The organism is Nonomuraea sp. NPDC004702, assembly GCF_053601695.1.
The window spans coordinates 12,635-33,539 of sequence record NZ_JBSGCE010000040.1 but is presented as its reverse complement, the minus strand read 5'-3'; the positions used below and the strand labels follow the sequence as shown (position 1 = coordinate 33,539).

Here is a 20,905-nt window from a genome sequence, read left to right as displayed (position 1 = left end):
CAAGGAGCAGACCATGACCGAAGCTCCACAACTGCCGATCCAGATGCGACGCGACGGGTTCGACCCCGTCGAGGAGCTGACCCGGATCCGCGACAGCGAAGGCGTCGTGCAGACGATGACACCGTTCGGCGTGCCCGCCTACCTGCTGTGCCGCTTCGACGACGTCCGCCAGATGCTGTCGGACCCGATCCGGTTCAGCAGCAACAGGCCCGCCCCGTTCACCCTGCGCGCCGGCAGCGAGATCAGCCAGGAGGAGCAGGCCCGGCTGCGGGCCGGCAACCTGATCGGGTTCGACCCGCCGGAGCACACGCGGCTACGCAAGATGCTCACCGCCGAGTTCACCATGCGCAGAATGCGCCGGCTCGAACCACGTATCACCGAGATCGTCGAAGCCGCCCTGGACGACCTGGAGCACGCGGGAAAGCCCGCCGACCTGGTCGCGCACTTCGCGCTGCCGGTGCCGTCCCTGGTGATCTGCGAACTGCTGGGCGTGCCCTACTCCGACCGCGGCGAGTTCCAGGCCCGCTCGGCCCGCATGCTGGACATGTCGTCACCGATGGAGGAGCGGCTCGCGGCATCGCAGGAGAATCGCGCGTACATGGCCGGCCTGGTCGCCGAGGCGCAGGCGCGACCCGGCGAGGACATGTTGGGCATGCTGGTCCGCGAGCACGGCGACGACCTCAGCACCGACGAGCTCGTCGGCATCTCGGGGCTGCTGCTGATCGCCGGGCACGAGACCACCGCCAACATGCTCGGCCTGGGCGTCCTGGCCCTGCTACGCCACCCCGACCAGCTCGCCATGGTCCGCGACGATCCCGCCCGGATCGAACCGGCCGTGGAGGAGCTGCTGCGCTGGCTGTCCATCCTGCACACGATGCCGCCCCGCATCACCACGACCGACGTGGAGATCGCCGGACAGACCATCCCCGCGGGCTCACTCGTGACCGCCTCCCTGCCTGCCGCCAACCGCGACCGCGCCTTCATCGACGACCCCGACCGCCTCGACATCACCCGGGGAGACCTCGGCCACCTCGCCTTCGGCCACGGCGTGCACCACTGCCTGGGCGCGCCGCTGGCCCGCGCGGAGATGCGCATCGCCTTCCCCGCCCTGTTCCGGCGCTTCCCCCGCCTCGCCCTGGCCGACCCGTTCGAGGAGATCGAGTACCGCACCTTCAACGCCATCTTCGGCCTGAAGTCACTGATGCTCACCTGGTGACGAGGCAGGCGCGGGAGGAACTCTTTTCGCGTCTGAATCAACGGGCTGTGAGCAGGCGTTAAGAGAAGACGTGATGATCGGCGGGACGGCGTATCGGCGAGGCCGCGTCCAGGGACGACGTCGGCGGTGGCACGTGCCGTGTCAGGTGGAGGGGATGCGGATCACACGGTCGTCGTCGGCGGCAGGCCGCCCGCAAGATGGCCACGATCGCGTGGAAGGCCGGAGGGTCTTCGGCTAGTACCGAAGAGCCTCCGGCCGTCTCCCGTGACGGCATGTACTAGAAGTCGAACTCACCCTTCTTCGCACCATCGACGAACGCTGCCCAGACCGACGGTGAGACCACATACGGAGCGAGATCGAGGCGCTCCGTGTCGCGCAAGCCCACCCGGCCGTCAGGCAGGGGCGCCACTTCCAAGCAGTCACCGCTATCGCCAGAGCGGGTGGCCTTCCGCCATGCAGCGTTCTTGAGAAGTTCTTCGGTCAGTTCGTCCATTTCTCTGCCATCTCCCTTATGAGCTGCAGCGAAGCTCGACGGGGCAGGGCTTCGTTGTGCAGCATCTCGTACTTCAGCCTGACCTCGCGGACGCGTTCGCTGTCGGCCGTGATCTGGCCTGTGATGATGGACTCGAGGTAGACCATATCTGGCATCCCTGGCCCGCCAGCGAGAATGAAAGCTCCTTGCAAGCCGGTGGTCAGCCAGGAGTTGTGCGGGAGCACGCGGATGTTGATGCGGGGGTGCTCATCCAGGGCGGCCAAGTGAGCCATCTGCTCGGCCATCACCGCCTCACTGCCGGTCGGTCGGGTCAGGACTCCTTCATCCAGTATCGCCCAAAGGGTAGGCCCCCTGTCACGCTGAAGTACACGCTGGCGTTCCAAGCGTGCGGCGACATTGTGTTCGACCTCGTCAGGGGTGATGGCGGGTCTGCCGCTGAAGATGGCTCGTGCATACTCCGGAGTCTGGAGCAGGCCAGGAACGATCAGTGGCTGCCAGGTTTGCAGGGTGTCTGCCTGCTGTTCGATCTCCGCCAGTTGAGCCAGCCAGATGGGCCATCGGGTGGCGTATTCGACGGTCTCGCGCCAACGGGCTAGCAGCCCGCCATCTGCTCCAAGTGCAGAGTCGGCGGCGCGGACGAAGTCTTCATGCGCTGGGCGCTCTCCACGCTCGACCATGCTGATCTTCGATACCGACCAGCCGAGCCTTGCAGCGAGTTCCTTTTGCCGCTTCCCTGCCGCTATGCGGTAATCACGAAGATGGGTACCAAATTCAACCCTCGGCGCCTTCAGTTCGGCTTCCGGCTCGCTGTTATCCAAGGTAGAGAACTTTCCTTCCCGAGAACACACGAGAAACGCACAGTCGTGTGTAGTAGCACACCTGGTTCGTGTCTGGGAAGTGCTTTGCATTGCGACCATCACGCAGGTGTTTTCTGAGATGGTCTCCTCAGGCCAGCTTGGACCACGCCGTCCAACCACACAAAACGGCTAGCAGACGTGTTAATCATTGCGCGCATTCTTCACCAAAAGAAGCAGCCGGTGATCGGGAAGTAGCGAGGCAAATCCGGTGATCTATCCCATGACTCCCATCATCCACTTTGAGAAACTCGGTGTCACCCAGCTGCCGTGCAGCGATCAAGCACCATACCTGGCACGGCAGACGGTGCGCGCATGGTTGGGAACCGAACATGCCGCCTTCGAGATCGCAATGTTGGTGACCTCGGAGCTGGTCACCAACGCCGTGAAGTACGCCGACGCCACCACTGCTGACGGCCCCCCTGGGCAGATCACGCTCAAGTTGTCTCAGGACGAGTCCATCCTGCGGCTGGTGGTGACCGATCCCGGTTCACGCTGTTCGGCACCGGCCCGCATCCCGATGCAGGGGCCGAATCTGCATTCCGAGCACGGGCGTGGGCTGGCGATCGTGGACAACCTGTCGCGCGGCCGGTGGGGAAGCCACCGACTGCCCAGTGGTGGACACCGCTGCGTGTGGTGCCACCTCGACCGGGAGCCTACCCCGGCGCAGCTAGAGGAACTCTTCCACGCCCCGATCTAACCGGCGGACGAGCCTCGCCCTGGAGTTCTGGCTGACATCAGAGAAGGGAAGAGCTTTTGTGCGACGCCATCACCTGATCGTGCTCTTACCGCTGCTCGTCACCGCCGGTTTCGGCGGCTGGATCACCGCCTCCCCCGAAAGCGTGCCGCTCCCGGTCATCGTGGCCGTGCTCGTGCTGGGACCGAGCGTCTTCGTCGCCGCCGTGCTCGGGCACCAGTGGTGGGCCCGCCGCCGACAGAGCAACGACCGCTCCCTGTTCAGCCGGTGATCGCCTCGGCCCACGATCCCCACCTCACGCTTCTTCCCATCTCTCGTACAGGAAGGCTCTCCCATGTCCCGTGACAAGATGCTCTCCGCGCTGGCACTGCTCCTGACCGGCGGGTTCGTTGCCTTCGCTCTTTTGGCTCCCGCCAGCCTGACGCGGCCGGTGTCCCAGGCGGTACTCGGCGCCATCCTCTTCGGCCTCGTCGCAGTGATCGCGCGGAAGGTCTACCTCGCTCGGCGTTCGACCAGCCGCAACCAGCCCCCCGAATCCTGACCGTTCCAGCCCATCCTCGTGGGAGATCGTCATGCCCGAACCCGTCCCCGCCGACGTGGCCGAGCAGGCCGCCACCTACCTCGCCGCGCTACGAGTCTTGCTGAAGGAACGAGGCCTGCACGCCCGCCTCCTTACCCCTGCGAGGCTGATGCCGCGCCTACGGGTCATCAACCCTGACTGCGCCTCGCTGTGTGAGATGGTCACCGCCGCGCCGCTCGATGGCGAGTGGAGCTTGTGGTGGTCCTGGGCCGAACAGATCACCGGTGTCGATGACATGGCCGCCGCTGTCGAACGGATCGGCCACGTGCTGACCCCGGCCGTACCGGCCGCCCGCCTGACCCCACAGGCCTAGACCCCCCAGGGCGCGTGGCCCACCCGGGGCGCGAGCCCGGGAGGCGTCCTTCGCCGCCGCCGTACGGCGTCAGGGCACGCACCCCCGACCCGACCGGCCGGCGCCGGACGGTCCCGAGCCCTGTCAGCCACAGCAGCTGAGCGGGCGGATCCCTGTGGCTGACAGCGCCCTTACCCGGCCACGTCCGAGAAGCCGGGTGAGGGTACCCCCGACTTCTCGCGAGCATGCCGGACCGGGCCCAGGCGGGCCGGTGCGCTCCCGAGATAGCGGTGACCGCGAACGCCTCACGCGCGAGCGCGGACGCGGTCGCCTCAAGGTGGCCGGCCGGAAGAGGACAACGGCCAGCCACCTCCCGAAGGCGATCACGGCGGGTTCCCCCGTCCGCCTGATCGTCGCCAGGGCGGCCCCTTACGGGGAGGAGAGCGTCGCGGCAGCGGAGGCCGTGACGCGAGGGGCCGCCCACCCCCGCAATCGTCCGGCGGCAAGCGCCTGCCTTCCCAAGGATGCTGCCGCCGGACCCGGCCTTCGGGAAGGCGTCCGCCGTGGGTCACGAGCAGCGGCCGGGCGCATCATCCCCGCCCGAAGGACCCGACTTGCGATGAGAAGTGGAAGAGAGCGGAGGCCGCTCCCCCTGTGCGGCTGACCGGCCTCCGCTTACATCTCGTCCTTCCTGCCCTGATGAGGCGATACAGCTAGCTGGTTGGCCTGGTCGGCAGGGGCACTACTGACCCACCGGCCTGTCCCACCTCGGCGTTGGACCGGGTTCGGGTTGTGCTCGGCCGGGGTGAGACCGGCCGGGGCGCGGGCACCGGCGATCCGGTCAGGAACGCGGCGGTCGCCTCGGCCGCGGCTGCGGCGGCTTCGGGGTAGACGCTGGTGTAGGTATCGCGGGTGAAGGACGCGGTCTTGTGCCCCAGAGCCTCCTGCACGAGCTTGATGTCCACCCCGGCCGCCAGCATCGCGGTGGCCGCCAGATGGCGCAGGTCGTGCAGCCGGATCGGCGGCAGCCCGGCCTGGTAGCAGATCTGGTAGAAGCGATCGGTCACATGCTGGGGGTGCAGCGGCCGGCCGAGCTCGTCGCTGAAGACGAACCCCGACTCGGCCCAGTCCTCGCCCGCGGCCAGCCGTTCTTTCGCCTGCCGCGTGTGGTGTTCCTTCAGCAAGGCCATGCTCTCGGCGTCGACGGCGATCTCGCGGTCGCTGGAGTCCGTCTTCGGTGTCCCTTGGATCGGGTCCCAGCCGAGCTGGGTGATCTGCCAGTGAATCCCGATCCGCGATGCCTAGTGCCGCATCAGGCAATGTTTGCCCCGTGTGACGCGTAAGGTATTGCTTGATCATCAGGGTCGTTTCGTGGGGGCTGGGCGTGATCCGCTATACCGATGACATCGCCGAGGTCGGTGAGGGGATGCTGCGCGGGTTCTTCGTCGGCTGGCCGCGGCCAGCCTCGCCTGCGCAGCACTTGGCGGTGCTGCACGGAAGCTTCCGTGCGGTGGTGGCCATCGACAGCACCGCTGGTCGCGTCGTCGGTTTCGTAACCATGATCAGTGATGGCGTGCTCACCGCGGCGATCCCCTGGTTGGAGGTCCTCCCCGGTTACCAGGGCCGGGGGATCGGAACCGAGCTGATGCGCCGCATCCTGGAAGGCACGGAACGGTTCTACTCGGTGGACCTGCTGTGTGACGCACCGCTGCAGCCCTACTACGCCCGCTTCGGGATGGTCCCCCTGCCCGGGGCGGCCCTGCGCCACCCCGCGGCCCTGCGCGGCCGCGCCATTGCAACGCCGCATGCGCAGAATGCTGGTGCGCCCAATCGGGAAGCGCCAGGCTGTGCGGGTGGCGGAACGAGTAGGGGTTCGTGCGATCGATGACGACGAGGGCCGGCGGCTGCTGCGGATCATCCGCAGACGCACCGGCTCGGTCGTGACTTGGCGGCGCGCGCAGATGGTACTGCTGTCCACACAGGGCATGTCGGTAGCGAAGATCGCCGAGGTGACGTTCACCAGTCCGGACCGGGTCCGCTATGTGATCCACAACTTCAATGACGACGGTTTCGAGGCTCTTTACCCGAAGTACAAGGGCGGACGGCCCAGGACCTTCACCCTCCCCGAACGACGCGAGATCAAGAAGATCGCCAAGTCCAAGCCGGCCGAGCATGGCCTACCGTTTTCGACCTGGAGTCTGGCCAAGCTGGCCGACTTCCTGGTCGCCGAGGGGGTGATCGACGACATCAGCCACCAGGGCCTGCGCATCCTGCTCCGCGAGGAGGGCGTCTCCTTTCAACGCGTAAAGACCTGGAAGACCTCCCGTGACCCGGACTACGCCGCCAAGAAGGCCCGCGTGGAGCACCTCTACGCGATCGCCGACGGCGAGGTCATACCCGAGGACGGCGAGCCCAAAGTCGTCTTGTGCCTGGACGAGTTCGGCCCGCTCAACCTCCAGCCCCATCCTGGGCGGCAGTGGGCCGAGCGCGGAGGGAAGCACAAGGATCCCGACCGTGAGCCCCGGCCCCGTCGGCGGGCGACGTACACCCGCCCGCACGGGGTCCGGCACCTGTTCGCCGCCTACGACCTTGGCAAGGACAAGCTCTACGGGCACATCAAGCCGAGGAAGAACCGCGCTAGGTTCCTGGAATTCTGCCGCTACCTGCGCAGCCTCTACCCGTCGGAGGTCCGTATCGCGATCGTGCTCGACAACTTCTCCCCACACCTGACCACGACGAAGGACACCCGGGTCGGCGACTGGGCCGCGGCCCACAACGTCGAGCTCGCCTACACTCCGACCAACAGCTCCTGGCTCAACCGCATCGAGGCTCAGTTCACCGCCCTGCGCTACTTCGCCCTCGACGGCACCGACCATGCCAGCCACAAGGAGTAGGGCAGCATGATCCGCCGCTACATCATCTGGCGGAACAAGCACGCCGCCGACGAACGCCTCCGCGAAGTAGTCGACAGGGCGAACGTTGCCTGATGCGGCACTAGTAGTTGACATCCGGCTTGCGGATTCCTACGCCCTCCCCTCGCCGCAGCCCGCACATCGCATACAGCCGGTAGAGCGCGAACAGGCGGTCGTTGCGTGCGTAGGCGAGAAACTGCTGCAGCTGCTGAGGTGTCCACACCATCACCGGTGAGGGGCGGGGCGCGCCGATGTAGGCGGCGACCGGGTCAACCCGTTTGCCTCCCGTGGCCCGCTTGAGCCGCTTGAGCCGCTCCAGATGGCCGGCATGGTCGGCACGCCGCTGAGTGACACGCTCCTCCGTCCAGACGACCGGCTTGGGCCGGGTCACCGCGGCGAGCTCGACAACAGCGGCGGGGTTGAAGTCCAGCAGCCGATCCTGCCGGATCGCGATTTTGAGCGCGTGCCGCAGCGTCGCCCGGATACGGTGCATCGTCGTCGGGCCGACCGGACGCCGGTATCGCACCGCCTGCACGCGGGCGGGGTCGCCGCTGGCGCGTTCGGTGGCGATGATGTCGTTGAACTCCTCGATCGCATCGAACATGCCCGCGATGTCGGACACCCGCAGCCGGTCCAGCCGGACGTCGCCCAGGTACGGTTTCAGGTAGAGCCGGATGTGGGACTCATAGGCGCGTTTGGTGGTCGGCTCGATGGCGCGCTTGCGCCCCAGGAACTCCTCCAGCCACTCCGCGACCGTGACGTGCCGGTTGAGGTCTTGGCGAGTGCGGACCTTACGCCGCACCTCTTCGGTGTCGGGCAGGCTTTTGGTGTCCTTGAGCATCGACAGCATCAGCGCGGTGATCTGCCTGCGCACCGCCGGGTCGGGGTCGAGGGCGAGCAGGCCGCGGGCGTGATCCAGCCCGCCTCCGCCTCCTCCAGCGTGGCGAACCCGCGCCGCCGCAGTGGGGTGCGCCGCCTGCCGTCGGCGTGCGCGGGCAGCTCGAGCTGGTAGGCCCACGTGCCGTGCGTTGAGCTCCACCGTCGGCCGCCACTGGCGTGGCCGGTGCGCAACTTCGGGCAGGTCTTGCTGATGTTCTTGCCGGTCTCGGGGTCGACGCAGGCGCAGATCTTGAACGTGGTGCCCTTGGCGACCTTCGCCTCCCTCCCTGCCGTCATGGCTGTCTGAGACGCGATGTCTGAGGTTGCGCCCATCGTGGTCATCCTTCCTTTCCTGCCGGGTGGCTGCTGCTGTCCGGCCCGGTGTGATCGACTTGCTCTGCTGGCGGGTCGAGTAGCGCCCGCAGCCCGCGCACCGGCACGGCGTACCTGCCGCCGATGCGCAGCACCCGGCAGGGGAACTCGCCCGCTTTCGCGAGCCGGTATGCCTTGGTGCGGCCCATGCCGAGCAGCCGCCCGGCCCTCAGCAGGCTCACCACCTCCGGCCGCTCCATCGCCTCGGCGGGCAGGGGCTGGTTCGGGGTTGTGCTGGTCATGTGTCACCTCCATGCGCGTTGATGGACAGGGGCCGATCCGTACCGCGCGGGGATGCGCGGCCCCGTCCGGCAGGTGCGGGCTGTGGTGGGCGCTACGCCGCCGCCCCGCCCGCGTCCCGTCGCGGAGCCGGGGGCGGCCGTCCCGTGGACGACGGGGCGGTCACAGCCCCGGCATGCCGGGGTGCGGGGCGGGGTTGGTGGCGGCGGTATCGACGCCCACCTTCATGGCCCGTGTAGCGAAATCCGCAGGTCAGGGCACGAACCCCTGTTCCTGGCCCGAATCCGGGCCGGGAACAGGGACGACTGACGTGTTACTCCGGCTCGCCGCCGTCTCGCAGGCCCGAGATGTCCCCCGACGAACCCTGGAGTTCCTGCTGAAGATCCTTCGGTCTCCGTGAACCCGCGGGCTCCGCAAGCGCGCGGAAGATGAGCAGGTCTTCATGAGCTATGGCGTGGATCGGCAGGCCGCGCGCCCATGCCTTGCGTGCCTCGTGGAGCTGGAAGAACGACGCTCGGTTGAGGAGGTGGCCGTCGCCAAGCCCGCACAGCAGGCACACGATCCGGTCGGCGAGCACCAGCCCGGCTTCCTGAGCGATCTGGTGGACGTGGCCGGGCAGATCGACCAGCTCGCCCCGCACCCGATACGGCCGCACGGTGATCGCCGCCACCCCGCCGGGGCGCAGCAGTTCCTTACATCCGGCCAGGATGCGGCCGAACCCCTCCAGCAGCGCCGGAAGTTGCTGATGGGCGAGGTTGCCACGATCGGCCGAGTAGTGGTGGTTCCACTTGCGCACGCCCGGCTCGCCGGTATCGCGCGTGGAGCGGATGTGCCCGTGGGTGTGAGCGCCGTAGGGCGGGGAGGTGAGCACCAGGGCCGCCCGCCCGGCCAGGTCCGGCAGCAGCCGGGCGATGTTGCGTGAGTCCCCGGCCACCACCCGGCCGAACCCTTCGGCTCCCTGTTTCCTGGCGTGGGCGAGGTTGGCGACCGCCAGCCGCGCCCACTGCTCCTCGTACTCCACCCCCGCGACGTGCCTGCCCAGATGCGCGGCCTCGACCAGGGTGGTACCGATCCCGCACATCGGATCGACCACCAGCTCCCCCGGCCGGGTGTAGGTGCCGATCACCCGAGCGGCGATCGAGGGAAGCATCTTGCCCGGATGCCCCATCGACTCCGGCAGATACCGGCCCCGCCGCTGCACCCGCGACGGCTGCTGCCCGGTCGTCCACACCGACGTCGTCACCTCGGCCATCAACGACCACCTCCCACCGGGGCAACGCCCCTGGCAGCGACTGGCGAAGCAGTACTGCCCGCCGGAGGTGTCGTCGGTTCTGGCGGCTCGGCGAGCCCTCGTGGGCGGGTGAACAGCAGCACGTCCGAGTGGACGCGGGTGCTGGCAGGCAGTCCGGCACATGCCGGAAGTTCTTGGAGGGTGGCCAGGCCGTGACGCAGGTGGTCCGGTTCGATGTGCTCGCCGCGAGCGGGCTGGTGCAGGGCGATGATGTGCTGCAGATACGCCAGCCCCGCCTCACACGCTTGGGCGATGATCTCCGGCAGCGGATCGACCACGCGGCCGGCGCGGTGCAGGCCGGTCACCACGGCCAGATGCCCGCCCGGCTTCACCAGCCCCGCCACGTCGGCGAGGTCCAGGACCTGCGCCTCAGCGCTGGAGTCGGGCCGACCACCCGCGGCGAGCGGCTGCGGGCAGGGCCGCTCGGCCACCACCAGGCTGCCGTTCCCCGCCAGGTCGGCCAGCATTGACGGCCCGTCGTCTGCGGGGTCGGTGACGCGCAGGTCGGTGACTTCCAGGTCGTAGCCGGGGTGGGTGCGCGCCAGCCGGGTCCAGATCACCCCCGCCCGACCCGCGTCGGTGAAGACGGCCACCGGCAGGCAGCCCGCGGTCAGCGCGGCCGAGATGACCTGGTGATCGGTGGCGCCCAGATGGATGACGCTCTCGCCCATGCGGGCGCAGGCGGCGATCAGATGACGGGCCAGCGGACCGGAGACCGGGTGGCAGCAACCCGCCTGGCAGGTGGCGGCCGTTTCGGTGTCGGCTGCGGCCAGCCACACGGTCAGCGGCAGATGCCCTCGTGAACGGTCTTGCACGTCGCGGCTTACGCACAGTTCCCGAAAGAGATCGGTAGCTGGGGCGGAGGTGCTGGACGAAGAGGTGGTGGTCGGTTCGGTCATGTGGGTGTGGCCCGAGTACCGGGTCAGCGATCCCTGTCACTGATCCAAATACCGGCCCGAGAGCCTGTGTTAGGACAGGCCGTCAAGCAAAAGTTCGACAAGTACTTGCCGCTACCATGTGGCTCCGCCATGTGCGCGTGAACACCTCCGGTTGCTCTTCTCTGCGCGCCCGTCCTCTGGCAGGGACGGGCGCAGCCTCCGGTGAACACCAGGGCTTCGAGGACGTACCCCATCGGGAAGAGCGCATCTCCGCATCTCAATTCCGCTGCTCACCTTCCGTATTCGTCCTGTCACGCTGATACTGGTGTGCTTGCGGGTCGGATACCGAGGCGGGTCCGGCCCGTACGGGCGGGCTGGACATTGGAGGGGCCCAGTCCGTTCGGGGATGTGCTGGCCTGGCCGCCTTTCACACCGGGCCAGCACATACGCCCCACCATCGCCGATGATCCCGCATTCGATCTGACGTTTCCGCAGGTCACAGCGTTCTTGTGCACGTGCCGTACACCCTTCGGGCAGTGTCCGTCGCCCGCCTTCATCCCGGTTGGCCACCACCTCTCGGCAGCATCGGCCTAGGTTGAGATGACACGGTCCCAGCCGTGTCATCGGGGGTGGTTCACATGGCAGACCGGAAGGATGAGCTGGCCGAACGCCGCTTCGCCAAGCTCGTCGACCAGCTCAAGGCGATGATGACCGCCGGTCTCAAACCGGAGTACCGCGGCTTCTACGGCCAGCTCATCCTCACCCACGACGCGGTGATCGAGCTGGGAGAGCTCGCCGACCTGCGATGGGCCGCACGAGCAGCCGGACGCCGGCTTGGCTGGCGCGTACGCACTCACGTCGCCGACAACGGGACCCTCTTCATCATCGACGACCGGGACCCGCCCCAGGAGATCCCCGCCAGCTGGCAGGCCGTCGCGCGGCCGAGGCCGTCTCGGCCGTCATCACCCGCGTCCAGCACGAGGCCCGCATGTTTCGCACCAGCCAGCCCATCACCCGGCCGGACGACCGCGACGAAGGTTCCTGACCAAGCCAGGTGCGATCCCTCGGTTCGAGCCAGGTCCAACCGGTTGACGCGATCTTGACGCGAGATTTTCGACCTCATCCTGTTCCCGCAGGTCAGGCCGGTTTCCGCATGCAGAATCGCGTGATGCGGCTTCGCTCCGATCGGCGGGCACGGACCGCAGGTTTCCGGCGTTTTCGCAGGTCAGACCTGCTTCTGAAACGTGATCCAAAACTGGTGTGATCTTTGCCGTGCCCGATGTCTGATCATTTCTCGTCCGGTTCTTGCCCAGGGCCTTTGGCGGGATGGCGACGTCCGAACCGAACTCGTCCCTCGGGAGCGTCGCCATGTCTCACCCTTCGACCAGCCTGTCTGCACACCTCGCCAGCACAACCGTCAACAGCACGCCCAGCCACACCTCGGTCCGTCTCTCCTCGGACACCACCTCGACCACCACCACGTCGACTACCTCGGCCGTCACGACCACGAGTTCGCTGCCGCTGGACGTGGCCGGGCACGCGTTCGAGCTGCTCATGCGCGGCCCGCAACCGCTGGCCGTCGATGGAGCCGCGCTCGGGGAAGGGCTCCCCGCCCGGCTCATCCCGCTGGACGAACTACGGCACCTGCTGCTGCACCCGTCCTGCACCCGCACCACCCGCGACCACGTGTGGCGGCACCTCATCACCCAGGCCCGCACGCACCGCGGCGCGTGGATGGTCGCCGCCGTCGCACTCGCCCGCCCCATGCTGGGCCGCCTCGTCACCGCCCTGACCAACAAGACCCACGCCGAACAGAGCGGCCATCTGGACCGGCTCGCCCGCATGGACCAGGAAGACCTGGAAGCCGAAGTCCTGACCGCCTTCATGGAAGCCCTGGTCCGGGTGAACCTTGCCTGGTCGCACCCGCTGCTGCGGCTGTCACGGCTGACACAGTTCGCCGTGCTCCGGACCCTCGCCGTCGAGCCGCCGCGTCCGCTGGCCGATCCCGACCTGCTCGACCGCGCCGAGAGCGGGCAGCAGCCGCTCACCTACCCGGCCGGCCACCCCGACCTGCTGCTCGCCCAAGCGGTCGCCGAAGGGGTCATCACGCGGGATGAGGCGGAGCTGATCAGCTTGACCCGGCTGGAGGGCGTCTCGCTCAGCTCCTACTGCCGCCGCCGCGGCCTGCTGTACTGCACCACGCTCAAGCGCCGTCAGCGCGCCGAGAACGCCCTCTACCAGGCGTTTCTCAAGCGCACCCTGTAGCGATCGGACCGGCGCCAGCGCGAGTTTGTCAGCAAACACCACGCAAAATCCGCTGGCCGCCATGTCCTAACTCGACGCTTCGACCTGGTCTTTGGACAGGTGAAGGCAGCGCGGAAGATCGCCGAGCCCGGCAGCGGGACCCGTACCTGGTCACCGGTCCCTGTCACCCGGCCCAGCCCACGCTCCGCACTTTGAAGGAGGACGCCCACCCGGCCCCGCGCCGGGCCCGGCACCTCCGCGCCGCCCTCTCCCCCCACCATCGGCCCGCACCAGCGGCCCGCGCCGTCGCTCGCCCGCGACCGCGACCGCCGCTCGCTCCGCTCCACCGCTCTGGGAGGCAGCACATGATCCGCCCACGCCGCACCACTTCTCCGCACGCCCTCAGTCTCAAGATCTGTCTCGTCGTTCTGGTCGTTCTCGGCGGTCTCGTCATGGGCACCCTGCTCGACTACGTACTCGTTCATGCCGTCGCCTTCGCTGCCGCCTACGCCGACGTCACCGGCTTGGACTCGGTCAGCGCGGCAGCGGCTCCGTCCTCGCTGAACGCGGTGATCGACAACCTGCGCAACGTCATCGTCGGCCTCCTCGTAGCACTCGCCACCTTGTTCCTCACCGTCGCAGGCGTGCGCTACATCCTGGCCGGCGGCGACCCCGGCGAAGTCGAAGCCGCCAAGAAGGGCCTGCGCTACGCCGCTCTCGGCTACGGCATCGCCGCCCTGGCCCCGCTGCTGGTGACCATCCTCAAAGGCATCGTGGGCGCGTAATGCTCTGCCGCCATGAACCGGGCGGAGCAGGAAGGCGGCCGGCGGCCTGGCTGGTTCGGGCCTGCGTGAGCTTCCTGCTCGCCGCCACCGTAACCGGGCTCGCCACGCCTCTGCCGGCCCGCGCCGAACCCGCTCCGGCGCCTTCGGCCACCACGAGCCCGAGTCCGGCTCCGTCGCCGCAGGTGACCTGGATTCCGCCCGCCACCACACCACCCACAACGTCGCCTACAACACCGCCGGGTGAGGTGCCTGAGTGCGGGTGGATGGATGTCGGCTGCAAGCTCAATCAAGCGATGAACGGCTGGTTCACCAGCCTCGTGACCGACGCGATCAACCCTGCTTTCGTCACGGTCGGCAGTGTCCTGCTGGCCGCTCCGCCGCCGCTGATGCTGGAGCGGGTCCGGGAGCTGTCCGGGCATGTCCGGCTCGTCGCCAACGCGCTGCTGGTGCTCATGGTGGTTGCCGGGGGCGTGATCGTGATGGCCCACGGCACCAGCCCCGGCAACTCCGCCACACCGGGCGAGATCGTCCCACGCCTGATCGTCGCAGTGATCACGTTGAATGCCTCGCTCACGATCTGCCAGTACGCGATCGAGCTCACCAACGCCATGGTGACGGCGCTGCTCGGCGACGGCGTCGACGGCCAGCGGGCCGGGAACCTGATCGCCGCCAAGGTCGACGCTCTGATCAAGGACCCGACTGGCACCGTGCTGTTCCTCGTCCTGCTGATCGGCACCGCCGTGCTGATGGGGCTGCTCCTGACCTTCATCGGGGTCATCCGCGTCACCCTGCTGCTGTTCCTGATCATCACCGCGCCGCTCGCCTTGTTGTGTCACGCGCTGCCGCAGACCGAAGGGATCGCGCGCCTGTGGTGGCGTAGTTTTTTCGGCCTGCTCGCCATCCAGATCCTGCAGGCCATCGGGCTGATCCTGGCGTTCAAGCTGGTGCTCACCGATTCGGCCGCCGCCTATCGGCTCGCCCCCGCCACCCCCAGCACCGGGGACGCGGTCGAGGCGATGGTCCGGCCTACCGCCAACCGGGCGCTGGACGTCCTCATCTTGATCGGCGTCCTGTTCGTCCTGATCAAGATCCCCGGCTGGGTCGCCAAGACGATCTGGCAGCAGGGCCAGCCCACCATGCTCAAACGCCTCGTCAAAGCCGTGATCGTCTACAAGACCCTCGGCGCCGCCCGCAGCCTCGGCAAGACCGGCCGGGCCGCCGCTGCCCGCACAAGCGGTACGGCAGCAGCCCACCGGCACGGCCGTCCAGGCAATGGCAAGAGCGGCCCCGGTCGAAGCCCGAAGCCCGGCAGCCCAACTGCGCCTAAGCCTCCAACCGGCCCGAAGACGGGAGCCGCCATGCCCAACCGTTCGCCGTCCTGGCAGCAGCTCGAACTCCCGCTCAACCTGCCGGCGTCCACCCCATCCGCGCCCACGCCCGAAGCGGCTGCCGCCTCGGCGAGGCGGGCCCGGCAGGGCACGCAGCTCGCGCTGCCGTTCCCGGTCACCCGCGTTCCACGCCCACCCGCACCAGCGGGTGCTGCGCCGTCACGCACACCTTCGGCATCATCGGCGCCGTCGTCGGCGGCGGGGGCGCCGATGATGCCGTGGATTCGGCCCCGCCCGCCGTGGGTGCAGGACCGGCTACCCGGCATGCCCACCCGGCCGCCCCGCCCCGGCCAGCTCCGCCTGCGGCTCGACCCGCCACCCCGCCGCACCACCCGCGCCCAGCGCCAGCCTCCAGGGGAGACCCGATGAAGCACGAGGCAGAGCCGCCGCCGCTGCTGGCCCGCATTCCGGCCGACATCAACCAACCCGACAAGATCGCCTACGGGCTCACCTTCCGCCAGCTCCTCATCGTCGCCCTGACCGGCGGCATCGCCGCCGCCGTCTACTACCTGTTCCACCAGCTCCTGCCCGTCGTCATCCTGGCGGCGATCCTGCTCCCGCTCATCGCCCTCGGCCTCGCCATCGCCCTCGGACGACGAGATGGGCTGAGCCTGGACCGGTTCGCCCTCGCCGCCGTCCTGTTCGCCCGGACCTCCAAGAAGCTGGTCGCCGCACCGGACGGAGTCAGCGGGCCGCCGAGGTGGTGCCGCCTGCGCGGTAAGCTGCCCGTCCCTTTGAGGCTTCCGGTCAAGGCGATCCGGACCGACGGCGCGCTCGAACTCGCCGACGGCGGCGTCGCCGTCCTGGTCGAGACCGGCACCCTGTCGTTTCACCTGCGTACCACCGGCGAGCAGGCCGCGCTGGTCGGCGGGTTCGGCAGGTGGCTGAACTCTCTCGAAGCACCTGTCCAGCTCCTTGCGCGGGCCAGGCCGGCGGACCTGTCCGACCTCGTCCAGACTGTCGAGGCCCACGCCGAGGTCCTGCCGCTTCCGGCGCTGGCCCAGGCAGCGCGCGAACACGCCGCCTACCTGGCCGAGCTGAACTCAACGCGTGAGCTGCTGACCCGGCAGGTCCTCGTCGTGCTCCGCGATCATGCGCTCTCTGGCCGGGGCCGCCGGGCTGTACGGCGGGACGCCTCCGCGGCGGTGGTCTTGCGCCGGGCGGCAGAAACCGAACGCGCCCTGGCCTCACTCGGCGTGACCACCCGCGTCCTGACCGCCGATGAGGCCGCCCAAGCGCTCACCGAGTGCCTCGACCCCGGAGCCCGTCATCCCGCCGGACAGGCACTGTCAGACGAACTCATCACCTCGACCAGGAGCACGCCATGAGACTGCGCCGCCGTACCCGAGAGCAGCAGCCGAGCCCACTGACCCATCCCGCCGCTGTTGGCGTAGGTGTTCGCACCCTCACCCTGCCCAGCGCCGTGGCCGCGACGTTCGCCGTGACCGGCTACCCGCGCGAGGTCGGCGCGGGCTGGCTCGAACCCCTGCTCACCTGCCCCGACCACCTCGACGTGTCCCTGCACATCGAACCTATCCCGCAGCAGGTCGCCGCGATGCGGCTGCGCCGCCAGCTCGCCCGCCTGGAATCGGCCAGCCGCGCCGACGCCCAACACGGCCGCCTTCAAGATTTCGCCGCCGAGGCCGCCGCCGACGATGCCACCGACCTGGCCGACAGCCTCGCCCGAGGCCACGGCCGCCTGTTCAAGGTCGGCCTGTACCTCACCATCCACGCCCCTACCGAGCCGGAGCTGGCCGCCGAGGTCGAACGCGTGCGGGCGCTCGCCTCCTCGCTCCTGCTCGACGCGCAACCAGCCACGTTCCGCGCGCTGCAGGCGTGGACGACGACCCTGCCACTCGGCGTCGACTCTCTGAACCTGACTCGCACCTTCGACACCAGCGCGCTCGCAGCGGCCTTCCCGTTCACCTCACCCGACCTCGCCACCGAGGCGAGTGAGACGAGCGTGCTGTACGGGCTGAGCGCCACCGGCTCCGGCATCGTGCTGTGGGACCGCTACGCCCAGGACAACCACAACTCCGTCGTCCTGGCCAGAAGCGGCGCGGGCAAGAGCTTCTTCACCAAACTCGAAACCCTCCGCCTGCTCTACCAAGGGGTCGAGGTCGCCGTCGTCGACCCCGAAGACGAATACGCCCGCCTGACCCGCGCGGTCGGCGGCACCTGCCTGAACCTCGGCGCAGCCGGAGTCCGGTGGAACCCCTTCGACCTGCCCGCCAACCACGGCCCCCGCGACGACGCACTCTCACGCCGGGCGATGTTCCTGCAGACCCTGATCGCCACCATGCTCGGAGGCCAGCTCACCGCGCAAACGCGCGCCGTCCTGGACTCGGCGATCATCGCCACCTACGCCGCTGCTGGAATCACCCGCGACCCCGCGACCTGGACCCGGCCCGCACCCCTGCTCACCGATCTGGTATCCGCTCTTACCGAAAGCGGTAAGTCAGCCAGTTCTACCGGGGCGGAGCTTGCAGCGCAGCTCGCCCCCTACGTCACAGGCTCCTACCGCGAGCTGTTCGACGGCCCCACCACCACCCATCCGTCCGGACACCTGACCGTGTTCTCGCTGCGGGACCTGCCCGAGGAGATGAAAGCGGTCGGCACCCTGCTCGCCCTGGATGCGATCTGGCGGCGGGTGGCCAACCCCCGCGACCGCAGAAAGCGCCTCGTCGTCGTGGACGAAGCCTGGCTGCTGATGAAGGAGCCCGAAGGCGCGCGGTTCTTGTTCCGGATGGCGAAGGCCGCCCGTAAGCACTGGGCCGGGCTCGCTGTCATCACCCAGGACGCAGCCGACCTGCTCGGCTCGGAGCTGGGACAGGCGATCGTCGCCAACGCCGCCAATCAGGTGCTGCTCCGCCAGGCGCCGCAGGCCATCGGCGCGGTCGGGGACGCCTTCGATCTGACCGACGGCGAGCGGCAGTTCCTGCTCACCGCCGAGCGAGGCGAGGCGCTCCTCATCGCCGGCCCCGCCAGCCGAGCCGCCTTCCACGTCATCGCCTCACCCACCGAGACGGAGCTGGTCACCACTGACCCGCAGTTCCTGGCCGGACTCGAGGAGTCCTCATCCGTCCAGCCCGCACCCCCACCTCAGCCAACCAGCGTCACCAAGACCACGAACGGCCATGAGCACCTGGACGATGAGGAGGGCGACCCGCTGTGAACTTCACCATCACTGATCCTGAGAGCCCGTGCCTGCTGTGCGGGATCGACGAGCACGACGTCAAGGCTGCGCTCGACTTCCTGGCCGAACTGCCCGCGCGGCTGCCCGAGTTCGCCCTCGCCCACGGGCCCCATCTGCTCGCCGTCCTGGCCCTCGTGTGGGCGACGGACTACGCGGTGCGCTACCTGCTCGGCTGGGCCCGTCACGCCGACATGACCCCGCAGGCTCGGCTGATTGAGATCTCTTCGCCGCCGCGTAGCGACCCTGAAGGAGCGCTGGTGCTGTGGCGGCAGTTGGTCGGCCTGCTCCGGCCCGCCTGGGCACGGTTCTTCGACGGGCAGCCGCATCTGGTGTGGGAATACCACGGCAGCGACGCCGGGGTGCGTATCCGGCTGTGGGTGCCCGGCACCGTACCGCCCGGCATCGTGGAAAAGGCGATCCAAGCAGCCTGGCCCGGCGCGACCACCACCACCTCCCCCGCCACCTCGCCCCTGCCCGAAGGTTCGCAGGTCGCGGGCGGCAGGCTCGTCCTGGCCGGGCCCGAGCACTTCCCGCTCACCACCAGCCACGACCACGACCCCGTCCGATCCCTGCTTGAAGCGATGGGCGGCCTGCGCGAGGGCGAGCACGCCGTCGTGCAGATCCTCGCCCGCCCCATCACCGGCCGACGGCTCCGCCACGCCTACCGGGCCGCCGCTCACCTACGCGGAGGAGGCAGCCGCAACCATGTCGGCCGCTTCTTCGACGCCGTCCTCCCCATGCCTGCAGACAGCCGCGACCACCGGCCCAGCGAGCTGGCCCGCGACTATCCCGAACGCGCCGAACAGGTCCGCGCGATCCTCGCCAAGGCCGGACAGCCCCGCTACGAGGTGGCCATCCGGTATGCCGTCTCCACCAGCCGCCAACCCAGCGCGGCGACCGCAGCCCAGCAGCCGATGGACGTTCGTCCTGATGCTGCGGCTCCTTCCAGCCACGCCGTCGGGTGGCTACGAGGTCAAGCTCACACCCTGGCCGGCGTCTTCGCCCTGTTCACCGGAAGTCACCAGTACCTGCGCCGAGCACGCCTCTGGCGACCCGGCCACGCGATCAGCTCACGCCGTCTCGACCACGGCTACCTGCTGTCGGTCGCCGAGCTGGCCGCGCTCGCCCACCTACCGTGGGACATCGACGCCCCCGGCGTCACCCTCGCCGGAGCCCGCCCTGTCGCCCCCTCCCCTGCCGTTCCCCGCCACGCGGCCAGTGGTACGGCACGCATCCTGGGCGACGCCGATAGCGGCCCACAACGCCCCGTCGCGCTACCGGTGGCCGATGGGCGGCACCACACCCACGTGCTCGGCGGCACCGGCGTCGGCAAATCCACCCTGCTGGCCAACCTCGTCCTCGCCGACGCCCACGCCGGACGAGGCGCCCTGGTCATCGACCCGAAAGGCGACCTGATCACCGACATCCTCAACCGCCTTCCAGCACGGGCCGTGGGAAAGACGGTCGTGTTCGACCCGCAAGACTTGGCGCCGCCACCGTCGATCAACATCCTCGCCGGACACGACCCCGCCTTCGCCGTCGACTCCGTCGTCACCATCTTCCACAGATGCTTCTCCACAGCCTGGGGACCACGCGTGGACGACCTACTGCGCTCCACCTGCCTCACCCTCACCTCCGTCCTGGGCCGCAGGGCGACCCTGGGCGAGGTACCGAGGTTGCTGACCGATCAGGCGTTCCGCGCGCGGATCATCGCCAAGCTGGATGACGGGCTGCTGGGCGGATTCTGGGACTCCTACGAAGCCCTCACCCCCGCAGGACAGGCCACCGTCATCGGCCCGGTGATGAACAAGCTCCGCGCCGTCCTGCTACGTCCGTTCGTCCGGCAGGCGCTGGCCAGCCCGGACACCACAGTTCCCATCGGCAGGCTCCTTGACCGAGGCGGACTGATCCTGGCCCGGCTCCCCAAGGGCATCCTCGGCGACGATGCCGCCCGGCTGTTCGGCTCCATCCTGCTCGCCCACACCTGGCAAGCCGCCACCCGCCGCTCCGAACTCCCCGAAACTGACCGGCCCGACGCCTCGCTCGTCATCGACGAGTGCCACAACTTCTTGAACCGTGCGGCCTGAAAGTCGCTTGTAGCCAGTGAATTACCGGAGAGGAGAAGGTAATTCCCCGCTCAGTGGTCAATATGGGCGGGTCTCCTAAGGCGAGTGCGGGACTGGTAACGGACCCGTGCTAAGCCGCCTGACACAAAGCCCCAAGAGTCGATGGGCCATCATCGGCAACAGGGCAAGGAGAAGATCTGAAGGACGAACGAAAGTGAACCCTCGAAGAGGCCTCGTGAAAGTTGACCCGCGTCAATGGTGAGCATTCGGCGGGAAGGACCCGGAGCTGAAAGGCTCAGGTGGCAAAGAGAGGCGATTTTCTCTCTTTGCGTGACCACCACCGGTCCCGGGGTAAAGAGGGCGTCCTCCCAGATCGCAACTGGCACAAGCGGAACAGGAAAACCCCGTAGAGGTCCAGAACGGATGCGTTCTGGTAAGCCGACGGCAACGAAAGCAGAACTCCTCTGCGGGAGTAGGAAGACCCGAAAAGCAAACGCCGCTAGGGCGAAAGCCCAGGGAAAA

The 20,905-nt window shown here is 68.6% G+C and carries 22 protein-coding genes; 14 read left to right on the top strand and 8 right to left on the bottom strand.

Annotated elements, in window-relative coordinates; translation table 11 throughout:
* The first annotated feature begins 13 nt into the window (after positions 1–13).
* Positions 14–1,216, top strand: a complete 1,203-nt coding sequence (locus ACWEJ6_RS36905; RefSeq protein ID WP_026215209.1) for a cytochrome P450 — start codon at positions 14–16, stop codon at positions 1,214–1,216.
* 277 nt (positions 1,217–1,493) lie between these two features.
* Here the strand turns inward: ACWEJ6_RS36905 and ACWEJ6_RS36900 are convergent, their stop codons facing one another.
* The gene (locus ACWEJ6_RS36900) at positions 1,494–1,709 is read right to left on the bottom strand and encodes a DUF397 domain-containing protein (protein ID WP_033411412.1); all 216 of its coding nucleotides are present in this window, start codon (positions 1,707–1,709) and stop codon (positions 1,494–1,496) included.
* On the bottom strand, positions 1,697–2,527 hold the full coding sequence (locus tag ACWEJ6_RS36895) for a helix-turn-helix domain-containing protein (RefSeq protein ID WP_344219817.1): 831 nt from the start codon (positions 2,525–2,527) through the stop codon (positions 1,697–1,699). The genes ACWEJ6_RS36900 and ACWEJ6_RS36895 overlap by 13 nt, the downstream gene beginning before the upstream one ends.
* Before the next feature lie 259 nt (positions 2,528–2,786).
* Here ACWEJ6_RS36895 and ACWEJ6_RS36890 point away from each other — a divergent pair, with 259 nt between their 5' ends.
* The 4 genes from ACWEJ6_RS36890 to ACWEJ6_RS36875 all read left to right on the top strand — a co-directional run bounded on the left by ACWEJ6_RS36890 (position 2,787) and on the right by ACWEJ6_RS36875 (position 4,153).
* Positions 2,787–3,263: an ATP-binding protein gene (locus ACWEJ6_RS36890; protein ID WP_344219819.1), complete on the top strand. Its 477-nt coding sequence runs from the start codon at positions 2,787–2,789 to the stop codon at positions 3,261–3,263.
* A 58-nt stretch (positions 3,264–3,321) separates the two neighbouring features.
* Positions 3,322–3,531: a hypothetical protein gene (locus ACWEJ6_RS36885; protein WP_452429838.1), complete on the top strand. Its 210-nt coding sequence runs from the start codon at positions 3,322–3,324 to the stop codon at positions 3,529–3,531.
* A 63-nt stretch (positions 3,532–3,594) separates the two neighbouring features.
* Entirely contained in the window at positions 3,595–3,801 is a 207-nt protein-coding gene (locus ACWEJ6_RS36880; protein WP_344219824.1) for a hypothetical protein, read from the top strand.
* A 31-nt stretch (positions 3,802–3,832) separates the two neighbouring features.
* Positions 3,833–4,153, top strand: a complete 321-nt coding sequence (locus ACWEJ6_RS36875) for a hypothetical protein (protein WP_344219826.1) — start codon at positions 3,833–3,835, stop codon at positions 4,151–4,153.
* Between the two features lie 692 nt (positions 4,154–4,845).
* Here the strand turns inward: ACWEJ6_RS36875 and ACWEJ6_RS36870 are convergent.
* Positions 4,846–5,343, bottom strand: coding sequence for a tyrosine-type recombinase/integrase (locus ACWEJ6_RS36870; RefSeq protein WP_452429876.1), 498 nt, complete (start codon positions 5,341–5,343; stop codon positions 4,846–4,848).
* A 140-nt stretch (positions 5,344–5,483) separates the two neighbouring features.
* On the opposite strand from ACWEJ6_RS36870, the gene ACWEJ6_RS36865 reads away from it, so the two are divergent.
* Positions 5,484–6,020, top strand: a complete 537-nt coding sequence (locus ACWEJ6_RS36865; RefSeq protein ID WP_344219830.1) for a GNAT family N-acetyltransferase — start codon at positions 5,484–5,486, stop codon at positions 6,018–6,020.
* Positions 5,938–7,026: an IS630 family transposase gene (locus ACWEJ6_RS36860; protein ID WP_452429835.1), complete on the top strand. Its 1,089-nt coding sequence runs from the start codon at positions 5,938–5,940 to the stop codon at positions 7,024–7,026. Before ACWEJ6_RS36865 ends, ACWEJ6_RS36860 begins: the two co-directional genes overlap by 83 nt.
* 100 nt (positions 7,027–7,126) lie before the next feature.
* Here ACWEJ6_RS36860 and ACWEJ6_RS36855 read toward each other — a convergent pair whose 3' ends face one another.
* From ACWEJ6_RS36855 to ACWEJ6_RS36835, 5 genes are all read right to left on the bottom strand, one after another.
* On the bottom strand, positions 7,127–7,918 hold the full coding sequence (locus tag ACWEJ6_RS36855; protein ID WP_344219834.1) for a tyrosine-type recombinase/integrase: 792 nt from the start codon (positions 7,916–7,918) through the stop codon (positions 7,127–7,129).
* Positions 7,894–8,220 carry a hypothetical protein gene (locus ACWEJ6_RS36850; RefSeq protein ID WP_344219836.1) on the bottom strand — a complete coding sequence of 109 codons (327 nt, stop codon included), beginning with the start codon at positions 8,218–8,220 and terminating at the stop codon, positions 7,894–7,896. Before ACWEJ6_RS36850 ends, ACWEJ6_RS36855 begins: the two co-directional genes overlap by 25 nt.
* Positions 8,221–8,261: 41 nt before the next feature.
* On the bottom strand, positions 8,262–8,537 hold the full coding sequence (locus ACWEJ6_RS36845; protein WP_344219838.1) for a helix-turn-helix transcriptional regulator: 276 nt from the start codon (positions 8,535–8,537) through the stop codon (positions 8,262–8,264).
* Between the two features lie 311 nt (positions 8,538–8,848).
* Entirely contained in the window at positions 8,849–9,787 is a 939-nt protein-coding gene (locus tag ACWEJ6_RS36840) for a TRM11 family SAM-dependent methyltransferase (protein ID WP_344219840.1), read from the bottom strand.
* Positions 9,787–10,725 carry a hypothetical protein gene (locus tag ACWEJ6_RS36835; RefSeq protein WP_344219842.1) on the bottom strand — a complete coding sequence of 313 codons (939 nt, stop codon included), beginning with the start codon at positions 10,723–10,725 and terminating at the stop codon, positions 9,787–9,789. Before ACWEJ6_RS36835 ends, ACWEJ6_RS36840 begins: the two co-directional genes overlap by 1 nt.
* 617 nt (positions 10,726–11,342) lie before the next feature.
* Here ACWEJ6_RS36835 and ACWEJ6_RS36830 point away from each other — a divergent pair.
* From ACWEJ6_RS36830 to ACWEJ6_RS36800, 7 genes are all read left to right on the top strand, one after another.
* On the top strand, positions 11,343–11,807 hold the full coding sequence (locus ACWEJ6_RS36830; RefSeq protein ID WP_344219844.1) for a hypothetical protein: 465 nt from the start codon (positions 11,343–11,345) through the stop codon (positions 11,805–11,807).
* A gap of 265 nt (positions 11,808–12,072) precedes the next feature.
* Positions 12,073–12,969: a hypothetical protein gene (locus ACWEJ6_RS36825; RefSeq protein WP_452429831.1), complete on the top strand. Its 897-nt coding sequence runs from the start codon at positions 12,073–12,075 to the stop codon at positions 12,967–12,969.
* 344 nt (positions 12,970–13,313) lie between these two features.
* Positions 13,314–13,733: a pilin gene (locus ACWEJ6_RS36820; RefSeq protein WP_452429829.1), complete on the top strand. Its 420-nt coding sequence runs from the start codon at positions 13,314–13,316 to the stop codon at positions 13,731–13,733.
* 293 nt (positions 13,734–14,026) lie between these two features.
* Positions 14,027–15,490: a conjugal transfer protein TrbL family protein gene (locus ACWEJ6_RS36815; RefSeq protein WP_452429827.1), complete on the top strand. Its 1,464-nt coding sequence runs from the start codon at positions 14,027–14,029 to the stop codon at positions 15,488–15,490.
* Positions 15,487–16,449 carry a PrgI family protein gene (locus ACWEJ6_RS36810; RefSeq protein ID WP_344219852.1) on the top strand — a complete coding sequence of 321 codons (963 nt, stop codon included), beginning with the start codon at positions 15,487–15,489 and terminating at the stop codon, positions 16,447–16,449. Before ACWEJ6_RS36815 ends, ACWEJ6_RS36810 begins: the two co-directional genes overlap by 4 nt.
* Positions 16,446–18,296 carry a VirB4 family type IV secretion system protein gene (locus ACWEJ6_RS36805; protein WP_452429824.1) on the top strand — a complete coding sequence of 617 codons (1,851 nt, stop codon included), beginning with the start codon at positions 16,446–16,448 and terminating at the stop codon, positions 18,294–18,296. Before ACWEJ6_RS36810 ends, ACWEJ6_RS36805 begins: the two co-directional genes overlap by 4 nt.
* Positions 18,293–20,404, top strand: coding sequence for a hypothetical protein (locus tag ACWEJ6_RS36800; RefSeq protein WP_452429822.1), 2,112 nt, complete (start codon positions 18,293–18,295; stop codon positions 20,402–20,404). The genes ACWEJ6_RS36805 and ACWEJ6_RS36800 overlap by 4 nt, the downstream gene beginning before the upstream one ends.
* Positions 20,405–20,905: the final 501 nt, after the last annotated feature.

Excerpts from the sequence above, each read along its gene's own strand:
- ACWEJ6_RS36905 (WP_026215209.1), top strand. The coding sequence starts at position 14 with ATGACCGAAGCTCCACAACTGCCGATCCAGATGCGACGCGACGGGTTC.
- ACWEJ6_RS36835 (WP_344219842.1), bottom strand. The coding sequence starts at position 10,725 with ATGACCGAACCGACCACCACCTCTTCGTCCAGCACCTCCGCCCCAGCT.
- ACWEJ6_RS36805 (WP_452429824.1), top strand. The coding sequence starts at position 16,446 with ATGAGACTGCGCCGCCGTACCCGAGAGCAGCAGCCGAGCCCACTGACC.
- ACWEJ6_RS36860 (WP_452429835.1), top strand. The coding sequence starts at position 5,938 with ATGCGCAGAATGCTGGTGCGCCCAATCGGGAAGCGCCAGGCTGTGCGG.
- ACWEJ6_RS36815 (WP_452429827.1), top strand. The coding sequence starts at position 14,027 with ATGAACGGCTGGTTCACCAGCCTCGTGACCGACGCGATCAACCCTGCT.
- ACWEJ6_RS36900 (WP_033411412.1), bottom strand. The coding sequence starts at position 1,709 with ATGGACGAACTGACCGAAGAACTTCTCAAGAACGCTGCATGGCGGAAG.
- ACWEJ6_RS36850 (WP_344219836.1), bottom strand. The coding sequence starts at position 8,220 with ATGACGGCAGGGAGGGAGGCGAAGGTCGCCAAGGGCACCACGTTCAAG.
- ACWEJ6_RS36825 (WP_452429831.1), top strand. The coding sequence starts at position 12,073 with ATGTCTCACCCTTCGACCAGCCTGTCTGCACACCTCGCCAGCACAACC.
- ACWEJ6_RS36880 (WP_344219824.1), top strand. The coding sequence starts at position 3,595 with ATGTCCCGTGACAAGATGCTCTCCGCGCTGGCACTGCTCCTGACCGGC.
- ACWEJ6_RS36890 (WP_344219819.1), top strand. The coding sequence starts at position 2,787 with ATGACTCCCATCATCCACTTTGAGAAACTCGGTGTCACCCAGCTGCCG.
- ACWEJ6_RS36840 (WP_344219840.1), bottom strand. The coding sequence starts at position 9,787 with ATGGCCGAGGTGACGACGTCGGTGTGGACGACCGGGCAGCAGCCGTCG.
- ACWEJ6_RS36830 (WP_344219844.1), top strand. The coding sequence starts at position 11,343 with ATGGCAGACCGGAAGGATGAGCTGGCCGAACGCCGCTTCGCCAAGCTC.
- ACWEJ6_RS36820 (WP_452429829.1), top strand. The coding sequence starts at position 13,314 with ATGATCCGCCCACGCCGCACCACTTCTCCGCACGCCCTCAGTCTCAAG.
- ACWEJ6_RS36845 (WP_344219838.1), bottom strand. The coding sequence starts at position 8,537 with ATGACCAGCACAACCCCGAACCAGCCCCTGCCCGCCGAGGCGATGGAG.
- ACWEJ6_RS36810 (WP_344219852.1), top strand. The coding sequence starts at position 15,487 with ATGAAGCACGAGGCAGAGCCGCCGCCGCTGCTGGCCCGCATTCCGGCC.
- ACWEJ6_RS36875 (WP_344219826.1), top strand. The coding sequence starts at position 3,833 with ATGCCCGAACCCGTCCCCGCCGACGTGGCCGAGCAGGCCGCCACCTAC.